Raw genomic sequence first — 20008 nt, forward strand, 5'->3', positions numbered from 1 at the left:
TTTAGATGGATATCGGGATGATTCGTGGCCTGGGCACCGTTGTTGTGATGGTGGCCTTCATCGGTCTGGCGTTGTGGGTATTCAGCCCCAAGCGCAAGTCGGAGTTTGAAGACGCGACCTTGCTGCCTTTCGCGGATGATCCCGAAGCCATCAAGCACGTCGAGCAAGCTTCTAGGAGTAACAAAGAATGACTACGTTCTGGAGTCTGTACGTCACAGTCCTCAGTCTCGGCACTATCTTCGCCCTGACCTGGCTGCTGCTGTCCACCCGCAAGGGCCAGCGCAGCGAAGCCACCGAAGAAACGGTTGGCCACTCCTTCGACGGGATCGAGGAGTACGACAACCCACTGCCGAAATGGTGGTTCATGCTGTTCGTGGGCACCATCATCTTCGCCCTGGGCTATCTGGTGCTGTACCCGGGCCTGGGTAACTGGAAAGGCCTGCTGCCGGGTTACAACTACCTGGATAACGAGAAGCAGACCGCGTTCGCCAACGGCCAGACCGGCTGGACCGGCGTTCACGAGTGGGAAAAGGAAATGGCCAAGTCGGACGCCAAGTTCGGCCCGATCTTCGCCAAGTTCGCTTCGATGCCGATTGAAGAAGTCGCCAAGGACCCGCAAGCCCTGAAGATGGGTGGCCGCCTGTTCGCCTCCAACTGCTCGGTCTGCCACGGCTCCGACGCCAAGGGCGCTTATGGCTTCCCTAACCTGACCGACGCCGACTGGCGCTGGGGCGGTGAGGCAGAAACCATCAAGACCACCATCATGGGTGGCCGCCACGCGGTCATGCCGGCATGGGCTGACGTGATCGGCGAGCAAGGCGTTGCGGACGTTGCTTCGTTCGTACTGATCAACCTCGATGGCCGCAAGCTGCCGGAAGGCACCAAGGCCGATCCGGTTGCCGGTCAGAAGCTGTTCGCCGCCAACTGCGCGGTGTGCCACGGTCCGGAAGGCAAAGGCACGCCAGCCATGGGCGCGCCGAACCTGACTCACCCGGCTGCGTTCATCTACGGTTCGAGCTTCGCTCAATTGCAGCAGACCATCCGTTATGGCCGTCAGGGCCAGATGCCTGCGCAAGAACAGCTGCAAGGCAACGACAAGGTTCACCTGCTGGCCGCTTACGTCTACAGCCTTTCTCACGGTGAGAAAGCGCCGGCGGAAGACGCTCAGTAAGGCCAACGCCTGACGCAACAAACAAGGCCCCGCCAGTGATCTGGCGGGGCCTTTTTCATGGGCGACTGGCCCAGATCGATTTTACCGGTACCGTATCCAACAGCTTTCGGCTCTGCCATTGGTTGTCCGTCACCAGGTTGATCTGCAACTGCTTGCGATCCTCCGAGAAACTGGCAACCAGGTAGGTTTGCTGAGAAGTGGCACCGCTCAGGTACATCGGCACGCCATTCACTTCATAGGCATCACCACCTTTATCATGGAGATGGCCGGCGAAGATGGCAGTGACCTCATACTTCCTGATCATCTGATAAAAGCGCCACTCTTGCTCACTATTACCCATCATTTCGAGTGGCTTGTGCATGTTGATAATGATGGCGTAACCCTGAGTCCGAGCGACTCTCAAATCGTTTTCAAGCCAATCCAAGGTACTGGTGATGTCGAACGTCGTCGGGTTTAACGCATGAGCAATCCTGGTGGCATAGGTCGGCTCATTATTGAGTTGCACCATATGGACGTCCCCTATGTTCTTGGAATAGGCGAGACTGCCGGAATACAGCCGACTCAGAAAATTGCCGGTAATTTTCAAATCAAAATTATCAACCTTATTTTCATGATGCTCTTTAAACTCCACGATACTGCCGGCCGCACAGTTATTGCTGAAGCAATCATCCACGTTGTTCTCATAGTCGTGGTTACCCAGGCCATACAAGAAATCGCCATTGAAGTATTTTTTCAACATCGAGTTCATGTAAGAGCGCTGCCAGCCGTGACCGAAAGCGGTGATGTCGCCATTGATCATCAACGGCACGTGGGATTGCGCATGGTTCTTGCGGAAGTCGGCAATACTCGCAAACTGAGTCTCCACCAGCCATTTTGAACGTGTCTTGAAATCCGCATCGGACTCGGGTTCCCTGCGGTCGAGTTTGTCCGTCCACGGGTACTGCGTATCCGAAGCGAAGATCATATGACGTGGGGCACCTTCGATTGAATAGGCCAAAGGCGCCATAGACAGCAGGCACACGCCCAGCACAAACCGCTTAACTTTCTTAGAAATCATAGAATTCCGTTTCCATTAGTATTAGATAAAGTGTGCAACTAACAAACCACACCCAACCAACTTATTGGAAACAGACAAAAACTTCAAACAACTCATAAAGACCAATTAAATAAATATATTTCCGCTGCACGTCGTAAAACAACAACTTACCCAACCTCAAGTTGGTTAGTTCAACGCATTGCAAGTTTCAAAACGCCGCCTGAAATGACGGCGGCCATGGCGTAAAGTGCTGCGGCAGGCTTGTGGCATGACTGAGGTCAGCAGTTCTGCTCCCGTCGGCCACGCACCGGCCAGGAATCGCCCCATCCTCTGACTCTACATCACGAAAAACCGTCCATAATCCACAAGTCAATTGATTCAAGTCACTACACCATCAATTGAATTTGCCCAACGCGACCAAAGGTCGCACCCTTGAGCCAGAGCGACAGGCGTATCATTGCGCCACTGCAACACCTCTTTTTGACCGCGGTCGGCATGTACTGACCGAGGCATTTTTCCACTGCCGTGGGATGCAATGATGAGCAATCAGATTCCGGTACACGACGTCACACCGCCTGCCAAAGACGCAAACAACAGCGTCGATCTTTACGCCTCTCGAGAAAAAATCTACACCCGTGCCTTCACCGGCCTGTTCCGCAACCTGCGGATGATGGGCGGTGCCGGGTTGTTTCTGCTGTATTTCGGTACGGTCTGGCTGAACTGGGGCGGTCATCAAGCCGTCTGGTGGAACCTGCCGGAACGCAAATTCTTCATCTTTGGCGCGACCTTCTGGCCCCAGGATTTCATCCTGCTCTCCGGGATCCTGATCGTCAGCGCCTTCGGCCTGTTCTTCATTACCGTGTACGCCGGTCGGGTGTGGTGCGGTTATACCTGCCCGCAAAGCGTCTGGACGTGGATTTTCATGTGGTGCGAAAAGGTCACCGAAGGCGACCGCAACCAGCGCATCAAGCTCGACAAGGCGCCGATGAGCGCCAACAAATTCCTGCGTAAACTCAGCAAGCACTCGATGTGGCTGTTGATCGGCTTCGTCACCGGCATGACCTTCGTCGGGTACTTCTCGCCCATTCGCGAACTGACCATCGACTTCTTCACCGGCGAAGCGGATGGCTGGTCGTATTTCTGGGTCGGTTTCTTCACCCTCGCCACCTACGGCAACGCCGGCTGGTTGCGTGAGCAAGTGTGCATTTACATGTGCCCGTATGCGCGCTTCCAGAGCGTGATGTTCGACAAGGACACGCTGATCGTGTCCTACGATCCTCGCCGTGGTGAAAGCCGCGGCCCGCGCAAGAAAGGCGTCGACTACAAGGCTATGGGCCTGGGCGATTGCATCGATTGCACCATGTGTGTCCAGGTCTGCCCGACCGGCATCGACATTCGCGACGGTCTGCAGATCGAATGCATCGGCTGCGCGGCGTGCATCGATGCCTGCGACAGCATCATGGACAAGATGGACTACCCGCGCGGGTTGATCAGCTACACCACCGAGCACAACCTGTCCGGGCAAAAAACCCATAAACTGCGCCCGCGGCTGATCGGCTATGCCTTGGTGTTGCTGGCCATGATGGGCTTGCTGGCGGGCGCGTTCTTCATGCGTTCACTGGTCGGTTTCGACGTCAGCAAGGACCGCGTGTTGTATCGCGAGAACGCCGAAGGCCGGATCGAGAACGTCTACAGCCTGAAGATCATGAACAAAGACCAGCGCGACCATACCTACGTACTGGAAGCCTCCGGTCTGCCGGACCTCAAGCTGCAAGGCAAGCGCGAGATCAAAGTCGCCGCCGGGGAGATTTTCAGCCAGCCAGTGGAACTGTCCATGGCACCGGAAAAATTGCCGTCGAGCACCAACGAGGTGAAATTCATCCTCAAGGATGCCGACGACGACAGCATCCACGTTGAAGCCAAGAGCCGATTCATCGGCCCACAAATTCGTTGAGAGAAGTAATCATGCCCGCAGCAAACGCCGCAAGCCCTTGGTACAAGCATCTTTGGCCATGGATCATCATCGCCATCCTGGCTTGTTCCGTGACCCTGACCTTGTCCATGGTGACCATCGCGGTGAACAACCCGGACAACCTGGTCAACGACAACTACTACGAGGCCGGCAAAGGCATCAACCGCTCGCTTGATCGTGAGCTGCTGGCCCAGACCCTGCTGCTGCGGGCCAGCGTTCACCTGGATGACGTAACCGGCGAAGTCGACCTGCGCCTGAGCGGCAACAGCCAACCTGAAACCCTTGAGCTGAACCTGATCTCGCCGACCCAGCCGGAAAAGGATCGCAAGATCACCCTGGCCCGCAGTGAAACAGAGCAGGGTCGCTACATCGGTCAATTGAGCGACAAGATTGAAGGCCGTCGTTTTGTCGAATTGCTGGGCACTCAGGACGACCACATCTGGCGCATGTTCGAAGAAGAGCTGGTCAGCCATGATAAGGACCTGCTGCTCGGGGATGAGCCGCTGCAAGGCGCGGAAGACCTGAAGAAGTAAGTTCCAGTGAACACGGTCAACTGTGGCGAGGGAGCTTGCTCCCGCTGGGTGCGAAGCGCCCCCTGAAACCAGCAAACCGATTCTTTCAGTCATAGCGCGTTCGCAGGTTTACGACTGCTGCGCAGCCGAGCGGGAGCAAGCTCCCTCGCCACAATGGTTTCCATGGCAGCACAGATGACCACGCCAACCCCCTGCTACCACTGCGCCCTGCCCGTCCCGGGCGGCAGCCGCTTCACCGCTGCGGTCCTCGGTGAAACCCGCGAGTTCTGCTGCCCGGGGTGCCAGGCCGTGGCTGAGGCAATCGTGGCCGGCGGGCTGGAAAGCTATTACCAGCACCGCAGCGAGTCATCGGCCAACCCCGAAGCCTTGCCGGTGCAGTTGGTGGATGAGTTGGCGCTCTACGACCGCGCCGATGTGCAGAAACCTTTCGTGCGCCACGACGGCGAACTCGCCGAAACCACCCTGTTGATGGAAGGCATCAGCTGCGCCGCCTGCGGCTGGCTGATCGAAAAACACCTGCGCGCCTTGCCGGCGGTGGCAGAGGCGCGACTGAACCTGTCCAACCATCGTCTTCACGTGCGCTGGGCCGACGCGCAATTGCCATTGAGTCAGGTGCTCAGCGAACTGCGCCACATCGGCTACGCCGCGCACCCGTACCAAGCCGACCGCGCCAGCGAACAACTGGCCAGCGAAAACCGCCTGGCCTTGCGCCAACTGGGCGTCGCCGGGTTGCTGTGGTTCCAGGCGATGATGGCGACCATGGCCACTTGGCCGGAATTCAACATCGATTTGAGTCCCGAGCTGCACACCATCCTGCGCTGGGTCGCACTGTTCCTCACCACGCCGATCGTGTTCTACAGCTGTGCGCCGTTCTTCAAAGGGGCGATGCGCGATTTGCGCACCCGACATCTGACCATGGACGTGTCGGTGTCGCTGGCCATCGGCAGTGCCTACATCGCCGGAATCTGGACCTCGATCACCGGCGGGGGCGAGTTGTATTTCGATGCGGTGGGGATGTTCGCGCTGTTTCTGCTGGCCGGTCGATACCTCGAACGCCGCGCCCGGGAGCGCACCGCCGCCGCCACCGCACAGCTCGTCAACCTGTTGCCGGCCTCGTGCCTGCGCCTGAGTGCCGACGGCCAGAGCGAACGAATCCTGCTCAGCGAACTGCGTGTCGGCGATCAGGTGCTGGTGCATCCGGGCGCCATTCTGCCGGCCGACGGCAAGATCCTCGATGGCCAGTCGAGCATCGACGAATCGCTGCTGACCGGCGAATACCTGCCGCAACCGCGCACCCAGGGCGACGCGGTCACCGCCGGCACCCTGAACGTCGAAGGCGCGTTGACCGTGCAAGTGCTGGCGCTGGGTCAGGACACGCGGCTGTCGGCCATCGTCCGCCTGCTGGACCGCGCCCAGGCCGAAAAGCCGCGACTGGCGGAAATCGCTGACCGCGCGGCGCAATGGTTCCTGCTGCTGTCATTGATCGCAGCAGCGGCAATCGGCCTGTTGTGGTGGGAGCTGGATTCGTCGCGAGCCTTCTGGATTGTCCTGGCGATGCTGGTTGCGACGTGCCCGTGCGCCTTGTCGCTGGCCACGCCGACCGCCCTCACGGCCGCCACCGGCACGTTGCACAAACTCGGTTTACTGCTGACCCGTGGCCATGTGCTGGAAGGCCTGAATCAGATCGACACGGTGATTTTCGACAAGACCGGCACGTTGACCGAGGGGCGATTGGCCTTGCGTTCGATCCGCCCGCTCGGCGCGCTCGACAGCGATCAATGCCTGAGTCTTGCCGCCGCCCTGGAAAACCGTTCCGAACACCCGATTGCCCGGGCATTTGGCCGAGCGCCGCTGGCGGCCGAAGAAGTCCTCAGCACGCCGGGGCTTGGCCTCGAGGGCCTGGTCGGCACGCAACGCCTGCGCATCGGCCAGCCGGGTTTTGTCTGCGAACTCAGTGGCGCGGCCGCACCGGCCATGCCCGATGAAGCCGGGCAATGGCTGCTACTCGGCGACAGCCAGGGGCCGCTGGCGTGGTTTGTCCTCGATGACCGTTTGCGTGCCGACGCCCCGGCACTATTGGAAGCCTGCAAGGCCCGTGGCTGGCGCACCTTGCTGCTGTCGGGCGATACCTCACCGATGGTCGCCAGCGTGGCCGCCGAACTGGGCATCGACGAAGCCCGGGGCGGTTTGCGTCCGGATGACAAATTGCAGGTCCTGCAACAGTTGCACAAGGAAGGCCGCAAGGTGTTGATGCTCGGTGACGGCGTCAATGACGTGCCAGTGCTGGCCGCAGCCGACATCAGCGTGGCGATGGGTTCAGCCACCGACCTGGCGAAAACCAGCGCCGATGCGGTGTTGCTGTCCAACCGCCTCGATGCGCTGGTGCAGGCCTTCAGCCTGGCGCGGCGCACCCGTCGGGTAATCATCGAGAACCTGCTGTGGGCCGGGCTGTACAATGGCCTCATGTTGCCGTTCGCCGCCCTCGGCTGGATCACACCGGTATGGGCCGCGGTCGGCATGTCCATCAGTTCGTTGACCGTGGTGCTGAACGCCCTGCGCCTGACTCGCCTGCCGAGCACGCCTGGCGTCCGGCCCACGCCAGAAACCCGCCCGCTGCCGGCCTGAGCCGCGCGGGCATGGAGTCCAGATGCCAGCTCTCTACGTGATGATCCCGGCCGCGCTGCTGATCGTGGCCATCGCTATCTATATCTTTTTCTGGGCGGTCGACAGCGGTCAGTACGATGATCTCGACGGCCCGGCCCACAGCATTCTGTTCGACGACCAGGATCCGAACCACCAAGCCGCAGTCGACGAAGCCAGCGGCCATCCGGCCAAACCGGACGACAAGGCGCCTCCGCATGCTTGAGTTGGCGCCACTGCTGGTGTCTGCGGTGATTCTCGGCCTGCTCGGCGGTGGGCATTGCCTGGGCATGTGCGGCGGCTTGATGGGCGCGCTCACCCTGGCGATTCCCAAGGAACAGCGCAGCCGCCGTTTTCGCCTGCTGCTGGCGTACAACCTGGGGCGAATTCTCAGCTATGCAACGGCCGGTCTTTTGATCGGCCTGGCGGGTTGGGCAGTGGCCAACAGCCCGGCCGCCATGTTCATGCGCGTGATCGCCGGATTGTTGCTGATCGCCATGGGCCTGTACCTCGCCGGCTGGTGGAGCGGCCTGACCCGTATTGAGAGCCTTGGCCGCGGCCTGTGGCGGCATATCCAGCCGGTTGCCAACAAACTGCTGCCGGTGTCGAGCCTGCCCCGCGCCTTATTGCTGGGCGCGCTGTGGGGCTGGTTGCCGTGCGGGTTGGTTTACAGCACGTTGCTGTGGGCGGCGAGCCAGGGCAATGCGCTGGACAGTGCGCTGCTGATGCTCGCGTTCGGGCTCGGCACCTGGCCGGTGCTGCTGGCCACGGGGTTGGCGGCTGAGCGGGTCACGGCGTTGTTGCGCAAGCGCAGTGTGCGCATGACCGGTGGGTTGCTGGTGATGTTGTTCGGCATCTGGACCTTGCCTGGGCCGCATCAGCATTGGCTCATGGGGCATTAGATCGGTGGTGCGGCCTTCGCGGGCAAGCCTCGCTCCTACATTGAAATGCATTCCCCTGCTCGCGAAGAGGCCCTGACTGGCCACACATATCCTGACCGTTGATGCAAATCAAGATGCCCCGGCGTCGCCCCCCATAGACTTGCGAACACTGCCAGCCTATCCGGGGGAATGCCCGCATGATGCTCGACGCCATTCGTTGGGATACCGATCTGATCCGCCGTTACGACCTGGCGGGGCCGCGCTACACCTCTTACCCCACTGCCGTGCAATTCGACGGGCAGGTCGGCACGTTTGACCTGTTCCACGCCCTGCGCGACAGCCGTAAGGCCCAGCGCCCATTGTCGCTGTACGTGCACGTGCCGTTCTGCGCGAACATTTGTTACTACTGCGCGTGCAACAAAGTCATCACCAAGGACCGAGGCCGCGCCCTGCCCTATTTGCAGCGTCTTGAGCAGGAAATCCAGCTGATCGCCTGCCACCTCGACCCGGCACAAAAAGTCGAACAACTGCACTTTGGCGGCGGCACCCCGACCTTTCTCAGCCACGACGAACTGCGCCAGTTGATGGCTCAATTACGCAAGCACTTCAACCTGCTGGACGACGATTCCGGCGACTACGGCATCGAGATCGACCCTCGCGAAGCCGACTGGTCGACCATGGGACTGCTGCGTGAACTGGGTTTCAACCGGGTCAGCATTGGCCTGCAAGACCTCGACCCGGCGGTGCAACGGGCGGTCAATCGCCTGCAAAGCCTGGAAGAAACCCGCGCCGTGATCGACGCCGCCCGGACCCTGCAATTCCGCTCGATCAACATCGACCTGATCTACGGCTTGCCGAAGCAAACCCCGGAAAACTTCGCGCGCACGGTCGACGAAGTCATTGCGCTGCAACCGGATCGGCTTTCGGTGTTCAACTACGCGCACCTGCCGGAACGCTTCATGCCGCAGCGGCGAATCAACAGCAACGAGTTGCCGACACCGGCGCAGAAGCTGGAAATGCTGCAGCGCACCATCGAACAACTGACCGCTGCCGGTTACCGCTACATCGGCATGGACCACTTCGCCTTGCCCGACGATGAGCTGGCGATTGCCCAGGAAGAATCGACCCTGCAGCGTAACTTTCAGGGCTACACCACTCACGGTCATTGCGATCTGATCGGGCTGGGGGTCTCGGCCATCAGTCAGATCGGCGACCTCTACTGCCAGAACAACAGCGATTTGAACCAGTACCAGAACACCTTGGCCACCGCGCAACTGGCAACCAGCCGGGGCCTGATATGCAATGCTGATGACCGTGTGCGACGGGCGGTAATTCAGCAGTTGATCTGCACGTTCAATCTGGAGTTCGCGCAGATCGAACAGGCCTTCAACATCGATTTTCGCGGTTACTTCGGTGACCTGTGGCCTCAGCTACAGACCATGGCCGAGGACGGCTTGATCAGCCTCGATAATGAGCGGATCAGCGTACTGCCCGCCGGTCGCTTGCTGGTGCGCTCGGTGTGCATGGTGTTCGATGCCTACTTGCAACAGCACAATCACCAGCGATTTTCGCGAGTGATTTAGTCATCCGTTCACTTGTTGGTTAACAAAATGCTGGCTTTATGACCCTGCGGCAAAATCGCCGCGTGCCTGAATGTCCTCCCGTGAGTTACCCTTACGGCTTATGTGTGTTTTCCCACAAGGATTGAAGAAATGTCCGAGCCAGTAAAACTGCGCGCTAACGGCCAGGCCCATTGCAAGGATTGCAGCCTGGCCCCCCTCTGCTTGCCACTTTCTCTGAATCTGGAAGACATGGAAGCGTTGGACGAGATCGTCAAACGGGGTCGCCCGTTGAAAAAAGGCGAGTTCCTGTTCCGCCAAGGCGATACTTTCGATTCCGTTTATGCAGTGCGCTCCGGCGCCCTCAAGACCTTCAGCCTCAGCGATGGCGGTGAAGAACAGCTCACCGGCTTCCACTTGCCGAGCGAACTGGTTGGCCTGTCGGGCATGGACACTGAGAAGCACCCGGTTTCGGCGCAAGCCCTGGAAACCACGTCGGTGTGCGAAATCCCCTTCGAACGCCTCGACGAACTGGCCCTGCAACTGCCACAACTGCGCCGTCAGTTGATGCGGGTGATGAGCCGCGAGATTCGCGACGATCAGCAAATGATGTTGCTGCTGTCGAAAAAAACCGCCGACGAGCGCATCGCCACGTTCCTGGTCAACCTCTCGGCACGTTTCCGCGCCCGGGGCTTCTCGGCCAACCAGTTCCGCCTGAGCATGTCGCGTAACGAAATCGGCAATTATCTGGGCCTGGCGGTGGAAACCGTGTCCCGGGTGTTCACACGCTTCCAGCAAAACGAACTGATCGCCGCCGAGGGCAAGGAAATCCACATCCTCGACCCGATCCAGCTCTGCGCCCTGGCCGGTGGCTCGCTCGAAGGCTGACGGAGATAATTGCGGCTGAGCGAAACGGTTCAGCCGCCGTTATACTGCGACGTTTGCAGCCTGCCAGGACACCTCGACGATGCTCATCGAATCCTTCGACATCAAATCCCTGATCCGCCCCGTGATCGACTTCCCCAAGCCGGGCGTGATCTTTCGTGACATCACCCCGTTGTTCCAGTCGCCTACGGCCCTGCGCCTGGTGATGGACAGCTTTGCCCACCGTTATGTCGAGGCGGACTTCACGCACATCGGTGCGATGGATGCGCGCGGCTTCCTGATCGGCTCGGTCCTGGCCTATCAGCTGAACAAGCCGTTGGTGCTGTTCCGCAAGCAAGGCAAACTGCCGGCCGACGTGTTGGCCGAAGGTTATGCGACCGAATACGGCGAAGCCTTTCTCGAAGTGCACGCCGACAGCTTGTGCGAAGGTGACTCGGTGGTGATGTTTGATGATTTGATCGCCACCGGCGGTACGCTGATTGCGGCGGCGAACCTGATTCGGCGCATGGGCGCGCGGATTCATGAAGCGGCGGCAATCATTGATCTGCCGGAGCTGGGTGGGTCGCAGCGGCTGGAAGAGCAGGGAATTGCGACGTTTTGCCTGACGCAGTTTGCGTTGAGCGAGAAGTAAGGCGGCGCCTTCACTGACGCCTTCGCGGGCAAGCCTCGCTCCTACATTGGATTTGCGGCGTTCACAAGTCCCCTGTGGGAGCGAGCCTGCTCGCGATGGCGTCAGCCGCTACATCGCCGATTAAAGCCCCATCTGCTTGCTGATGATCTCGTTCATCACTTCCCGCGTCCCGCCGCCGATCGACAGAATCCGGTTATCCCGATACAGCCGCTCCACCAGGCTCTCGCGCATATACCCCAAACCACCCAAAATCTGCACCGCATCCGTGGTAATCCGGTCTGCCGTGTCGGTCGCGAAGTTCTTGGCCATGGAAATCTCCTTGATCACGCTCTGCCCCGCTGCCATCTTCGCCGCCTGACGGTAAGTGAACTCGCGCGACACCTCCAACGCCGTGGCCATTTCCGCAAGGCGATGCTTGAGTACCTGGAACTTGCCGATGGGTTTGCCAAAGGCCTCACGCTGACGCGCCCATTTCAGGCTTTCCTCCAGCGCCAGCTGCGCCGTCATGTTGGCCATCAGCGCCAAGGCCAGGCGTTCGCTCTGGAAGTTGCTCATGATGCAGGCGAAGCCCATGTTCTCGGCGCCAATCAGATTTCTCACAGGCACCCGGCAATCATCGAAGAACAATTCGGCCGTGTCCGACGCCCACCAGCCCATCTTCTTCAACTGCCGGCCGACGGTGAAACCGGGTGTACCTTTTTCGATCAGCAGCAGACTGATGCCACCAAAACCCGGCTCACCGGTGCGCACCGCCACGGTGTAGAAATCCGCGCGCACACCACTGGTGATAAAGGTTTTGCTGCCGCTGACCCGGTAAAAGTCGCCGTCACGCACAGCGCGGGTTTGCAGGTTGGCCACATCGGAGCCGCCGCTGGGCTCGGTGACCGCCAGCGCGCTGATCTTCTCGCCGGCCAGCACTTGCGGCACCACACGATCACGAATTTCGGGGCGGGCCCACTTGAGAATCGGCGGCAGTCCGATGTCCAGCGAACCGAGGCCGGCCACCAGACCGCCGGAGCCACAACGCATCAACTCTTCGCTGGCGGCGACCTTGGCAAACAGATCGCCTTCGTGACTGCCGCCCAGGGAGTCGGGATAGCCGATCCCGAGGATGCCCGCCGCACCGGTCTTGAGATAGAGTTCGCGGGGAAAGCTTTCCGCTTCTTCCCACTGATCGATGTCCGGAAGAATCTCGCGCTCGACGAAACGTCTGACGCTGTCGCGAACCAATTGGTGGCTGGGATCGAAGTATTCCTGAAAGGCAGGCATCGGCGAACTCCACTGAAGGTTCAGCGAAGTTAACCGAGCGCTTGCTTGGTTTTCAACTGGATTATTGTGAATCTGATGGACCGAGGCGCTTGGCTTGCTGGCGATGGCGTCGGTCCAGACGCTACAAAGCGATCGGCTTACGCCCGGCAAACGAATGCGCCAACGTCCCGCCATCCACCAGCTCCAGCTCACCCCCCAACGGCACGCCGTGGGCAATACGCGAAGCGACCAGGCCTTTGTTACTCAACAACTGCGCGATGTAATGCGCCGTCGCCTCACCTTCCACGGTCGGGTTGGTGGCCAGGATGACTTCAGTAAAGGAACCCGCCTCTTCAATCCGCGCCAACAGCTGCGGAATGCCAATGGCCTCCGGCCCCAGGCCGTCGAGCGGCGAGAGATGGCCCTTGAGCACAAAGTAGCGACCCCGGAACCCGGTCTGCTCCACGGCGTAGACGTCCATCGGACCCTCCACCACGCAGAGCAAGGTGTCGTCCCGGCGCGTATCGGCACATTGCGGGCACAGGTCGTCTTCGGTCAGCGTGCGGCATAACCGGCAATGGCCCACCCCTTCCATGGCCTGGCTCAGTGCCGACGCCAGTCGCGAACCACCGCTGCGATCACGCTCAAGCAGTTGCAGCGCCATGCGCTGAGCGGTTTTCTGACCGACACCCGGCAAAATGCGCAGGGCGTCGATCAGTTGGCGAATCAAAGGGCTGAAGCTCATGGGGAAACGTCCGACAAAACAACGAGACGCGGTTTATACCCGCGCCTCTGATTAGCGTCAATTATTCAGTCCTGGGCAACCCGCACCACCAGTTTGCCGAAGTTGCGGCCTTCCAGCAGACCGATGAAGGCCTCAGGCGCATTCTCAAGGCCATCAACCACGTCTTCGCGGAACTTGACCTTGCCGTCACGCACCCACGGCGCCATGGCACTGACGAACTCCGGCTGACGATCACCGTAGTCGTCGAATACGATAAAGCCCTGAATGCGCACGCGCTTGGTCAGCAAGGTGCGTTGCAATTGCGGCAGGCGATCCGGGCCGGTCGGCGCTTCGTGGGCGTTGTAGGAAGCGATGAGGCCGCACAGTGGAATCCGCGCCTTGGCATTGAGCAACGGCACCACCGCATCGAACACCTTGCCACCGACGTTCTCGTAGTAAATATCGATGCCCTCGGGGCACGCCTGGGCCAGTTCATCGGCGAAGTTCGGGCTCTTGTGGTCAACGCAAGCGTCGAACCCCAATTCCTCCACCACATAGCGGCATTTTTCCGCACCGCCCGCCACGCCCACGACGCGCAGGCCTTTGATCTTCGCCACCTGGCCGACCACCGAACCCACCGCGCCCGAGGCGGCCGCGACCACCAGGGTTTCGCCGGCCTTGGGCTGACCGATGTCCATCAGGCCCATGTACGCAGTCATGCCCGGCATGCCCAGCACACCCAGGGCCATGGACGGGGACGGCAAACCGCTTGGCACCGGAATGATGTTGCGACCGTCGCTGATGCTGTGGCTCTGCCAACCGGTGGCGCCCACCACCAGATCGCCTTCGTGGAATTTCGGATTCAGCGAGCGCTCGACGCGGCTGACAGCGCCTCCGGTCATGACCTCGCCGATTTCCACCGGTGCGGCGTAGGAAGGCGCGTCACTCATGCGGCCGCGCATGTAGGGGTCCAGCGAGAGGAATTGAGTCTTGAGCAGGACCTGGCCTTCGGCAAGTTCCGGCAGTGCTTCCCGTTCCAGGCGGAAATTCTCCGGTGTCGGCGCGCCTACAGGGCGGGACGCCAAGACGATACGTTGGTTGAGGGTCAATGCGTCTGGCATGTGAGCGTCTCCTGTGATCGATGAATTTCGGCGGTATAGGGAGCAGACCTTTGTGGAGGTGTGGCGTTCGATGTTTCGTCCGTTGGACCGAGGTGACTTCTTCGCGGCACCTGCAAGGTCAGCGATGCTTCTGTAGGAGCGAGGCTTGCCCGCGAAGGCTGCCTTACAGGCACCGCGTTTCCAACGGGCAGAAACAAAAATGCCAGGCGCGATGCCTGGCATTTTTTTGTAGCTCATCCGACGCGCTTTGGCGAATCAGAACGGCAGTTTCATACCCGGTGGCAGTTGCATGCCAGCGGTCATGCTGCCCATTTTGTCCTGGCTGTTGGCTTCGATCTTGCGCACGGCGTCGTTGACGGCGGCGGCGAACACGGCTTCGAGCATCTCTTTGTCGTCTTCGCTCAGGCCTTCAACCAGGCTCGGGTCGATGGTCACGCGCTTGACGTCGTGACGACCGGTCATCACCACGGTGACCATATCGCCGCCGGCTTTACCGGTGACTTCAGCGTTGGCCAGTTCTTCCTGCATCTTGGCCATTTTTTCCTGCATCTGCTGTGCCTGCTTCATCAGGCCGGCCATGCCACCTTTCATCATGGGAATCACCTCAAAAGTACTTGGATTTAAACAGCGCCCGGCCCTTGGGGCCAAACGCCTTCAGTTATTAGCCCTGACTGACCAGGGCTTCGACAGGTTCAATAGTATCGTTGCGAACCACCGCACCGAACTGCTGCATCATTTGCTGGATGAACGGATCACCGTGAATCGACTCCTCGGCCTCGCGCTGACGGTTCGCACGACGACGGGAAGCGGCCTGGGCCGGGGTTTCCTGCTCCGGCTTGATCAGCTCCATGCTCAGGGTCAGGGTGCGCCCGTGAAACTGGTTCAACGCATCGTTGAGACGCCGTTGCTGGGTCGCGTTGAACAAGGCGCTGTGGGCCGGGGCCAGGTGCATCAGCCAGTGGTCACCATCGACGGCGATCAGCGTGCAGTTGGCGGCGATGCTGCCGGTCATGCCAGAGATCGGCAGTTTCGGGAACAGCTCCAGCCATTGCAGGGCCAGGCCGGTGGCGGGCATGGCGGCCGGCTCAGGCTCGGGTTCCGGTGCTGGCTCGGCAGCATGTTCACTGGCCAGTTCATCGAGGTAGCTGTAGGCCGAATCCATGTCCGGCTCGATGTAGTCTTCGTCCAGCGGCGGCTCGTCATCCAGGTCCACGCCCGGGGTGGCGGCATCGACGTCGGCCACCGACGGTTCCGGGATCGGCGCTGCGGCCCACTCCGGCGCGTCCGGCACCACGCTGTCCGGCGTCGGCAACGGCATGGGCGGCAGATCAGGTTGTTCGCTGGCGGTTTCCAGGACCGGCTCGACGGCGGGTTGCTGGACGGGTTCCGGCTCGACCGGGTCATTCCACGGCAAGTCGACCGCCGCCTCGACCGCGACCGGCTCAACCACAGGCTCGGCCACCACAACGGGCGCCACCGGTTCAGGCGCTGGGGCAGGAATCGCCGCCGCGACGGGCTCAGGCGCTGGCGCAACGGGCGCAACGGGTGCAACTGCCGCAGCGACTACCGGTGCCACCACCGGCGCGGCAGCCACTGAATTTGCGGAATCAACTGTGGCCTGGCTGATCCCCACTGGCTTTAGCGGTTGCCTCGGGGCGTCCACGGTGTCCGCCGGTCGGAATGCGAGCATTCGCAGCAGGACCATTTCGAAGCCACCACGAGGGTCCGGCGCCAGCGGCAAGTCGCGGCGGCCGATCAGACCCATCTGGTAATAGAACTGCACGTCTTCGGCCGGCAAGGCCTGGGCCAGTGCCAGCACCCGATCGCGGTCGCCATGACCGTTGTCGACGCCTTCAGGCAATGCCTGGGCGATGGCGACACGGTGCAGAACGTTGAGAATTTCCGAGAGCACTCCATTCCAGTCCGGGCCTTGTTCCGCCAGATGGCGGACACCTTCGAGCAAGGCCTTGGCGTCGCCTTCGATCAGCGCATGCAGAACGTCGTAGACCTGACCATGATCGAGCGTGCCCAGCATCGCCCGCACGTCGGCAGCCATGACCTTGCCTTCACCGAAGGCGATGGCCTGGTCGGTCAGACTCATGGCGTCACGCATCGAGCCGTCGGCGGCGCGGCCCAGCAGCCACAGTGCGTCGTCTTCGAACGGCACGTTCTCAACGCCCAGGACGTGGGTCAAATGCTCGACCACACGCTCCGGGGTCATGTTCTTGAGAGAGAACTGCAGGCACCGCGACAGAATGGTTGCAGGAAGTTTCTGCGGGTCGGTCGTCGCCAGGATGAACTTGACGTAGGGCGGCGGCTCTTCAAGGGTTTTCAACAGCGCATTGAAGGAATGGCTGGAGAGCATGTGCACTTCGTCGATCAGATAGACCTTGAAGCGGCCACGGCTCGGCGCGTATTGCACGTTATCGAGCAACTCGCGGGTGTCCTCGACCTTGGTCCGGCTCGCGGCGTCGATCTCGATCAGGTCGACAAAACGCCCCTCATCGATTTCGCGGCACACCGAACACTCGCCGCACGGCGTCGAAGTGATACCTGTTTCACAGTTCAGGCATTTGGCGATGATCCGTGCGATGGTGGTCTTGCCGACCCCGCGCGTACCGGTGAACAGGTAGGCGTGGTGCAGCCGCTGGCTGTCCAAGGCATTGATCAGAGCCTTGAGCACATGGGTCTGGCCGACCATTTCGCGGAACGAGCGCGGACGCCATTTACGTGCAAGAACCTGATAACTCATCGAAAACCGTCGCAACGAAGGAACAGAAGCGGCTAATGCTAGCGGAGCAAGGCCAAAATTGCATCCGGTGCGCTCGTCTAATCTGGCTAAGATGCACTTTGGGGGGCTTTTATCGGCTCAGGTTTGCGACGTACCGGAGCGTTTATGCGTTTTGCCTTGGGGGCACTGCTGTGGATAAGTCTGAGCGTCGCCGCCGCCGAAGCGCCGCTGCGTTTTGTGGTGCCCGACAGTTGGGCGATGCCGATGGTGCAACTGGAACGCGGACAAGTGACCCAGGGCATCCTGTATGACGTGATGCTCAGCCTGGCGACCCAGGTCGGCGTGCCGGCCGAATTTCATGTGTTGCCCCGGGCGCGGGTGCAAAGCGCCATGGAACACGGCGAGGTCGATATCCGCTGCTATGCCGCGCAGTCCTGGCTGCCGAATCAGTCCGGCGACTACCTCTGGAGCATTCCCCTCTGGTTTCAGCGCGACATGCTGATCAGCCGGCAGGATCCGCTGCCTTTGGTGGTGCCTGCGAACTTGTCGCGGCAAGCCATCGGTACCGTGCTCGGCTACTCCTATCCCACCTTGCAACCGCTGTTCAATGCCGACCGTTTGCACCGCGAAGACGCGCGCAACCAGGAACAAGTGCTGGAAAAACTCCACGCCGGGCGCTATCGCTATGCCGTGAGCAATCAATGGGCACTGGACTGGTTCAATCAGCGCCTGTTACCCGACAAGCAACTCAAAGGCGTGGCGGTGCTGGAGGAACAGAGCGTCGGCTGCTACGTGCGCAACGACCCCAAGGTGCCGGTGCAACGCATACTGCGCACGTTGCTGCGGATGAAAATGTCGGGGGAGATTGATGACATTATCCGGCTTTATATCGGTTCGGGGCCTGGCACACTTTAAGCAAATCCTCTGATCAACACGAAACCTATGGGAGCGAGCCTGCTCGCGATAGCGGTTTGCCATTCAACACTGATGGCGACTGCCAGATTGCTATCGCGAGCAGGCTCGCTCCTACAGGGGATAAGTGTCGATTACAGAACTTCAGCCAACCTGATCCAGCGCTTGCCATTGCGGCGGCGCGACGAACCCCGCGACCCAACCAGGCACGTCGGCGGGCGGCATTGGCCGGGCGATGAAATAGCCTTGAGCCACTTCACACCCCAGTCGCAACAGCAACTCACCGTGCTCGATACTTTGCAGTCCTTCAGCAATCACCTGCCGGCCAAACGCCCGGGCCAGACCGATCACCGCCGTGGCCAGCGCCAGGTCATCGCGATCGTCCAGAATGTCACGCACAAACGACTTATCGATCTTGATGGTTTGGGTGCGCAATCGCTTGAGGTAGCTCAGCGACGAATAGCCAGTGCCGAAGTCGCCCAGTGAAAACTGCACCCCCAGCGCCTGACAGGCCTGCAAACAGTCGCTGACGTGCTGGATATTCTCGACCGCCACCGACTCGACAATTTCCAGGTCGAGCATCTGCGGCGCGATGTCGGCATGCCGGGCGAGGACGTGCCTGAGCCGGTCGACGAAATCCGCGCGCTGAAAATGCCGTGCCGCGATATTAATGCTGATCGGCCAGCCCTGCCCCGCCTGCTGCCAGTGGTGCAACTGCGTCAGCACCTGATCCATCACCCATTCACCGATGTCGACGATCAGGTCCGTCTCTTCCACAAACGGCAAAAACTCCCGGGCCGGCACCATGCCGTTTTGCGGGTGTTCCCAGCGCAATAGCGCCTCGAAGCCGACCACCACGCCAAGGCGCATGTTGACCTTGGGCTGGAAATGCAGACGCAACTCATCGGCGGCCAGCGCTTGGCGCACGCGTTCGACCGTCTGGTGAGTGGCCTTGACCTCCTGATCCCTGGACACGTCGAACAGATGGAATCGGTTGCGCCCGCGCTGCTTGGCCACGTACATGGCTTGATCGGCGTGACGCAGCAGGGTTTCGGCATCTTCATGGTCGAGTGGGAACAGCGTAACGCCGATGCTGGCGAACACATTGATGTCCTTGCCGTGCAAGGTATACGGCGCCGAAATCGCCCCCAGCACCCGGTTCAGCGCCGCGCGCAACTCCGGCAGATCCCGCACGTAACGCAACACCAGCACGAACTCGTCGCCGGCCAGCCGCGCCACGACATCTTCGCCGCGCACGATGTGGCGCAAACGCTTGGCCACTTCAACCAATAATTGATCGCCACTGGCGTGACCGTAGCCGTCGTTGACCGCCTTGAACCCGTCAAGGTCGAGCATGCACACGGCGAGCGGGATGTTTTCCTTTCGGGAGAACTCCAGCGCCTGATCCAGCAGATCGGAGAGGAACGCGCGATTGGGCAGCCCGGTCAGCACGTCGTGCCCGACCCGCCATTGCAGGGAATGCAACAACTGGCGTTTTTCGCTGATATCGAAACGAATCGACAGGTATCGGTCGACCCGTCCGGTGTCGTCATTGAGCACGGGCACCATGGTGCTTTCGACCCAGTACAGGCTGCCATCCTTGGCACGATTGCAGATTTCGCCCTTCCAGACGTTGCCCAGCGCGATGGTGCGCCACATACCGGCGAAGAAATCAGCGGTGTGCACGCCGGAGTTGAGGAGACGGTGGTTCTGCCCGAGCAACTCGTCGCGGCTATAACCGGACACGGCGCAGAACTGATCATTGACGTGGGTGATCCGGCCGCTCAGGTCCGTCTCGGAAAAAATGGCGGCGGCATCCACGGCCCTGCGGTATTTCTCATCCATGAATCAGGCTCGCTGTCGCTAGCGGTGGGACTGCGCAAACACGTGTTCACTCCATGACCCGCATTTGATGACCGCGCAGAACCGAAGATCGGCTAGTCTCAAAAACCTCGTGCAAGGCC

General features: G+C 60.6%; 18 protein-coding genes. 11 read left to right on the forward strand and 7 right to left on the reverse strand.

Annotated features, from left to right (window positions below; genetic code table 11):
* Positions 1-5: 5 nt before the first annotated feature.
* Together JIO00_RS19915 and ccoP are read left to right on the forward strand one after the other, a co-directional pair.
* A complete protein-coding gene (locus tag JIO00_RS19915) occupies positions 6-191 on the forward strand; it encodes a CcoQ/FixQ family Cbb3-type cytochrome c oxidase assembly chaperone (RefSeq protein ID WP_003175465.1) in 186 nt (61 codons plus the stop codon).
* Positions 188-1171, forward strand: coding sequence for a cytochrome-c oxidase, cbb3-type subunit III (gene ccoP, locus JIO00_RS19920; RefSeq protein ID WP_010456414.1), 984 nt, complete (start codon positions 188-190; stop codon positions 1169-1171). The genes JIO00_RS19915 and ccoP overlap by 4 nt, the downstream gene beginning before the upstream one ends.
* Positions 1172-1226: 55 nt before the next feature.
* Here ccoP and JIO00_RS19925 read toward each other — a convergent pair whose 3' ends face one another.
* Complete coding sequence (locus tag JIO00_RS19925) at positions 1227-2228, reverse strand: metallophosphoesterase family protein (protein WP_169856793.1); 1002 nt, start codon at positions 2226-2228, stop codon at positions 1227-1229.
* 517 nt (positions 2229-2745) lie between these two features.
* Between JIO00_RS19925 and ccoG the strand changes: the two genes are divergently transcribed.
* From ccoG to JIO00_RS19965, 8 genes are all read left to right on the forward strand, one after another.
* Positions 2746-4161, forward strand: coding sequence for a cytochrome c oxidase accessory protein CcoG (gene ccoG / locus JIO00_RS19930; RefSeq protein WP_010456417.1), 1416 nt, complete (start codon positions 2746-2748; stop codon positions 4159-4161).
* A gap of 11 nt (positions 4162-4172) precedes the next feature.
* Positions 4173-4712, forward strand: a complete 540-nt coding sequence (locus tag JIO00_RS19935) for a FixH family protein (RefSeq protein WP_010456420.1) — start codon at positions 4173-4175, stop codon at positions 4710-4712.
* Positions 4713-4886: 174 nt separating this feature from the next.
* Positions 4887-7337 carry a heavy metal translocating P-type ATPase gene (locus JIO00_RS19940; protein ID WP_200666703.1) on the forward strand — a complete coding sequence of 817 codons (2451 nt, stop codon included), beginning with the start codon at positions 4887-4889 and terminating at the stop codon, positions 7335-7337.
* Positions 7338-7359: 22 nt separating this feature from the next.
* Entirely contained in the window at positions 7360-7578 is a 219-nt protein-coding gene (ccoS, locus tag JIO00_RS19945; protein ID WP_042932684.1) for a cbb3-type cytochrome oxidase assembly protein CcoS, read from the forward strand.
* Complete coding sequence (locus JIO00_RS19950) at positions 7571-8254, forward strand: sulfite exporter TauE/SafE family protein (RefSeq protein WP_172791389.1); 684 nt, start codon at positions 7571-7573, stop codon at positions 8252-8254. Before ccoS ends, JIO00_RS19950 begins: the two co-directional genes overlap by 8 nt.
* Positions 8255-8433: 179 nt before the next feature.
* Positions 8434-9816, forward strand: a complete 1383-nt coding sequence (gene hemN / locus JIO00_RS19955; RefSeq protein WP_010456429.1) for an oxygen-independent coproporphyrinogen III oxidase — start codon at positions 8434-8436, stop codon at positions 9814-9816.
* 129 nt (positions 9817-9945) lie between these two features.
* On the forward strand, positions 9946-10680 hold the full coding sequence (gene fnr / locus JIO00_RS19960; RefSeq protein WP_010456431.1) for a fumarate/nitrate reduction transcriptional regulator Fnr: 735 nt from the start codon (positions 9946-9948) through the stop codon (positions 10678-10680).
* Between the two features lie 79 nt (positions 10681-10759).
* On the forward strand, positions 10760-11308 hold the full coding sequence (locus tag JIO00_RS19965; RefSeq protein ID WP_010456433.1) for an adenine phosphoribosyltransferase: 549 nt from the start codon (positions 10760-10762) through the stop codon (positions 11306-11308).
* A 120-nt stretch (positions 11309-11428) separates the two neighbouring features.
* On the opposite strand, the gene JIO00_RS19970 is transcribed toward JIO00_RS19965, so the two are convergent.
* The 5 genes from JIO00_RS19970 to dnaX form a co-directional block, all read right to left on the reverse strand.
* Positions 11429-12577: an acyl-CoA dehydrogenase family protein gene (locus tag JIO00_RS19970; protein WP_200666705.1), complete on the reverse strand. Its 1149-nt coding sequence runs from the start codon at positions 12575-12577 to the stop codon at positions 11429-11431.
* Between the two features lie 121 nt (positions 12578-12698).
* Positions 12699-13301: a recombination mediator RecR gene (recR, locus tag JIO00_RS19975; protein ID WP_010456436.1), complete on the reverse strand. Its 603-nt coding sequence runs from the start codon at positions 13299-13301 to the stop codon at positions 12699-12701.
* Positions 13302-13366: 65 nt separating this feature from the next.
* A complete protein-coding gene (locus JIO00_RS19980) occupies positions 13367-14401 on the reverse strand; it encodes an NADP-dependent oxidoreductase (RefSeq protein WP_010456439.1) in 1035 nt (344 codons plus the stop codon).
* A 255-nt stretch (positions 14402-14656) separates the two neighbouring features.
* A complete protein-coding gene (locus JIO00_RS19985) occupies positions 14657-14995 on the reverse strand; it encodes a YbaB/EbfC family nucleoid-associated protein (RefSeq protein WP_007933349.1) in 339 nt (112 codons plus the stop codon).
* Positions 14996-15062: 67 nt separating this feature from the next.
* Positions 15063-17153: a DNA polymerase III subunit gamma/tau gene (gene dnaX / locus JIO00_RS19990; protein ID WP_200666707.1), complete on the reverse strand. Its 2091-nt coding sequence runs from the start codon at positions 17151-17153 to the stop codon at positions 15063-15065.
* Between the two features lie 144 nt (positions 17154-17297).
* Here dnaX and JIO00_RS19995 point away from each other — a divergent pair, with 144 nt between their 5' ends.
* The gene (locus JIO00_RS19995; protein WP_102594709.1) at positions 17298-18047 is read left to right on the forward strand and encodes a substrate-binding periplasmic protein; all 750 of its coding nucleotides are present in this window, start codon (positions 17298-17300) and stop codon (positions 18045-18047) included.
* 141 nt (positions 18048-18188) lie between these two features.
* On the opposite strand, the gene JIO00_RS20000 is transcribed toward JIO00_RS19995, so the two are convergent.
* Positions 18189-19889, reverse strand: a complete 1701-nt coding sequence (locus JIO00_RS20000; RefSeq protein WP_083376170.1) for a putative bifunctional diguanylate cyclase/phosphodiesterase — start codon at positions 19887-19889, stop codon at positions 18189-18191.
* Between the last annotated feature and the right edge of the window lie 119 nt (positions 19890-20008).

The organism is Pseudomonas sp. SW-3 (genome assembly GCF_016615645.1).
Lineage (GTDB): Bacteria > Pseudomonadota > Gammaproteobacteria > Pseudomonadales > Pseudomonadaceae > Aquipseudomonas > Aquipseudomonas mandelii.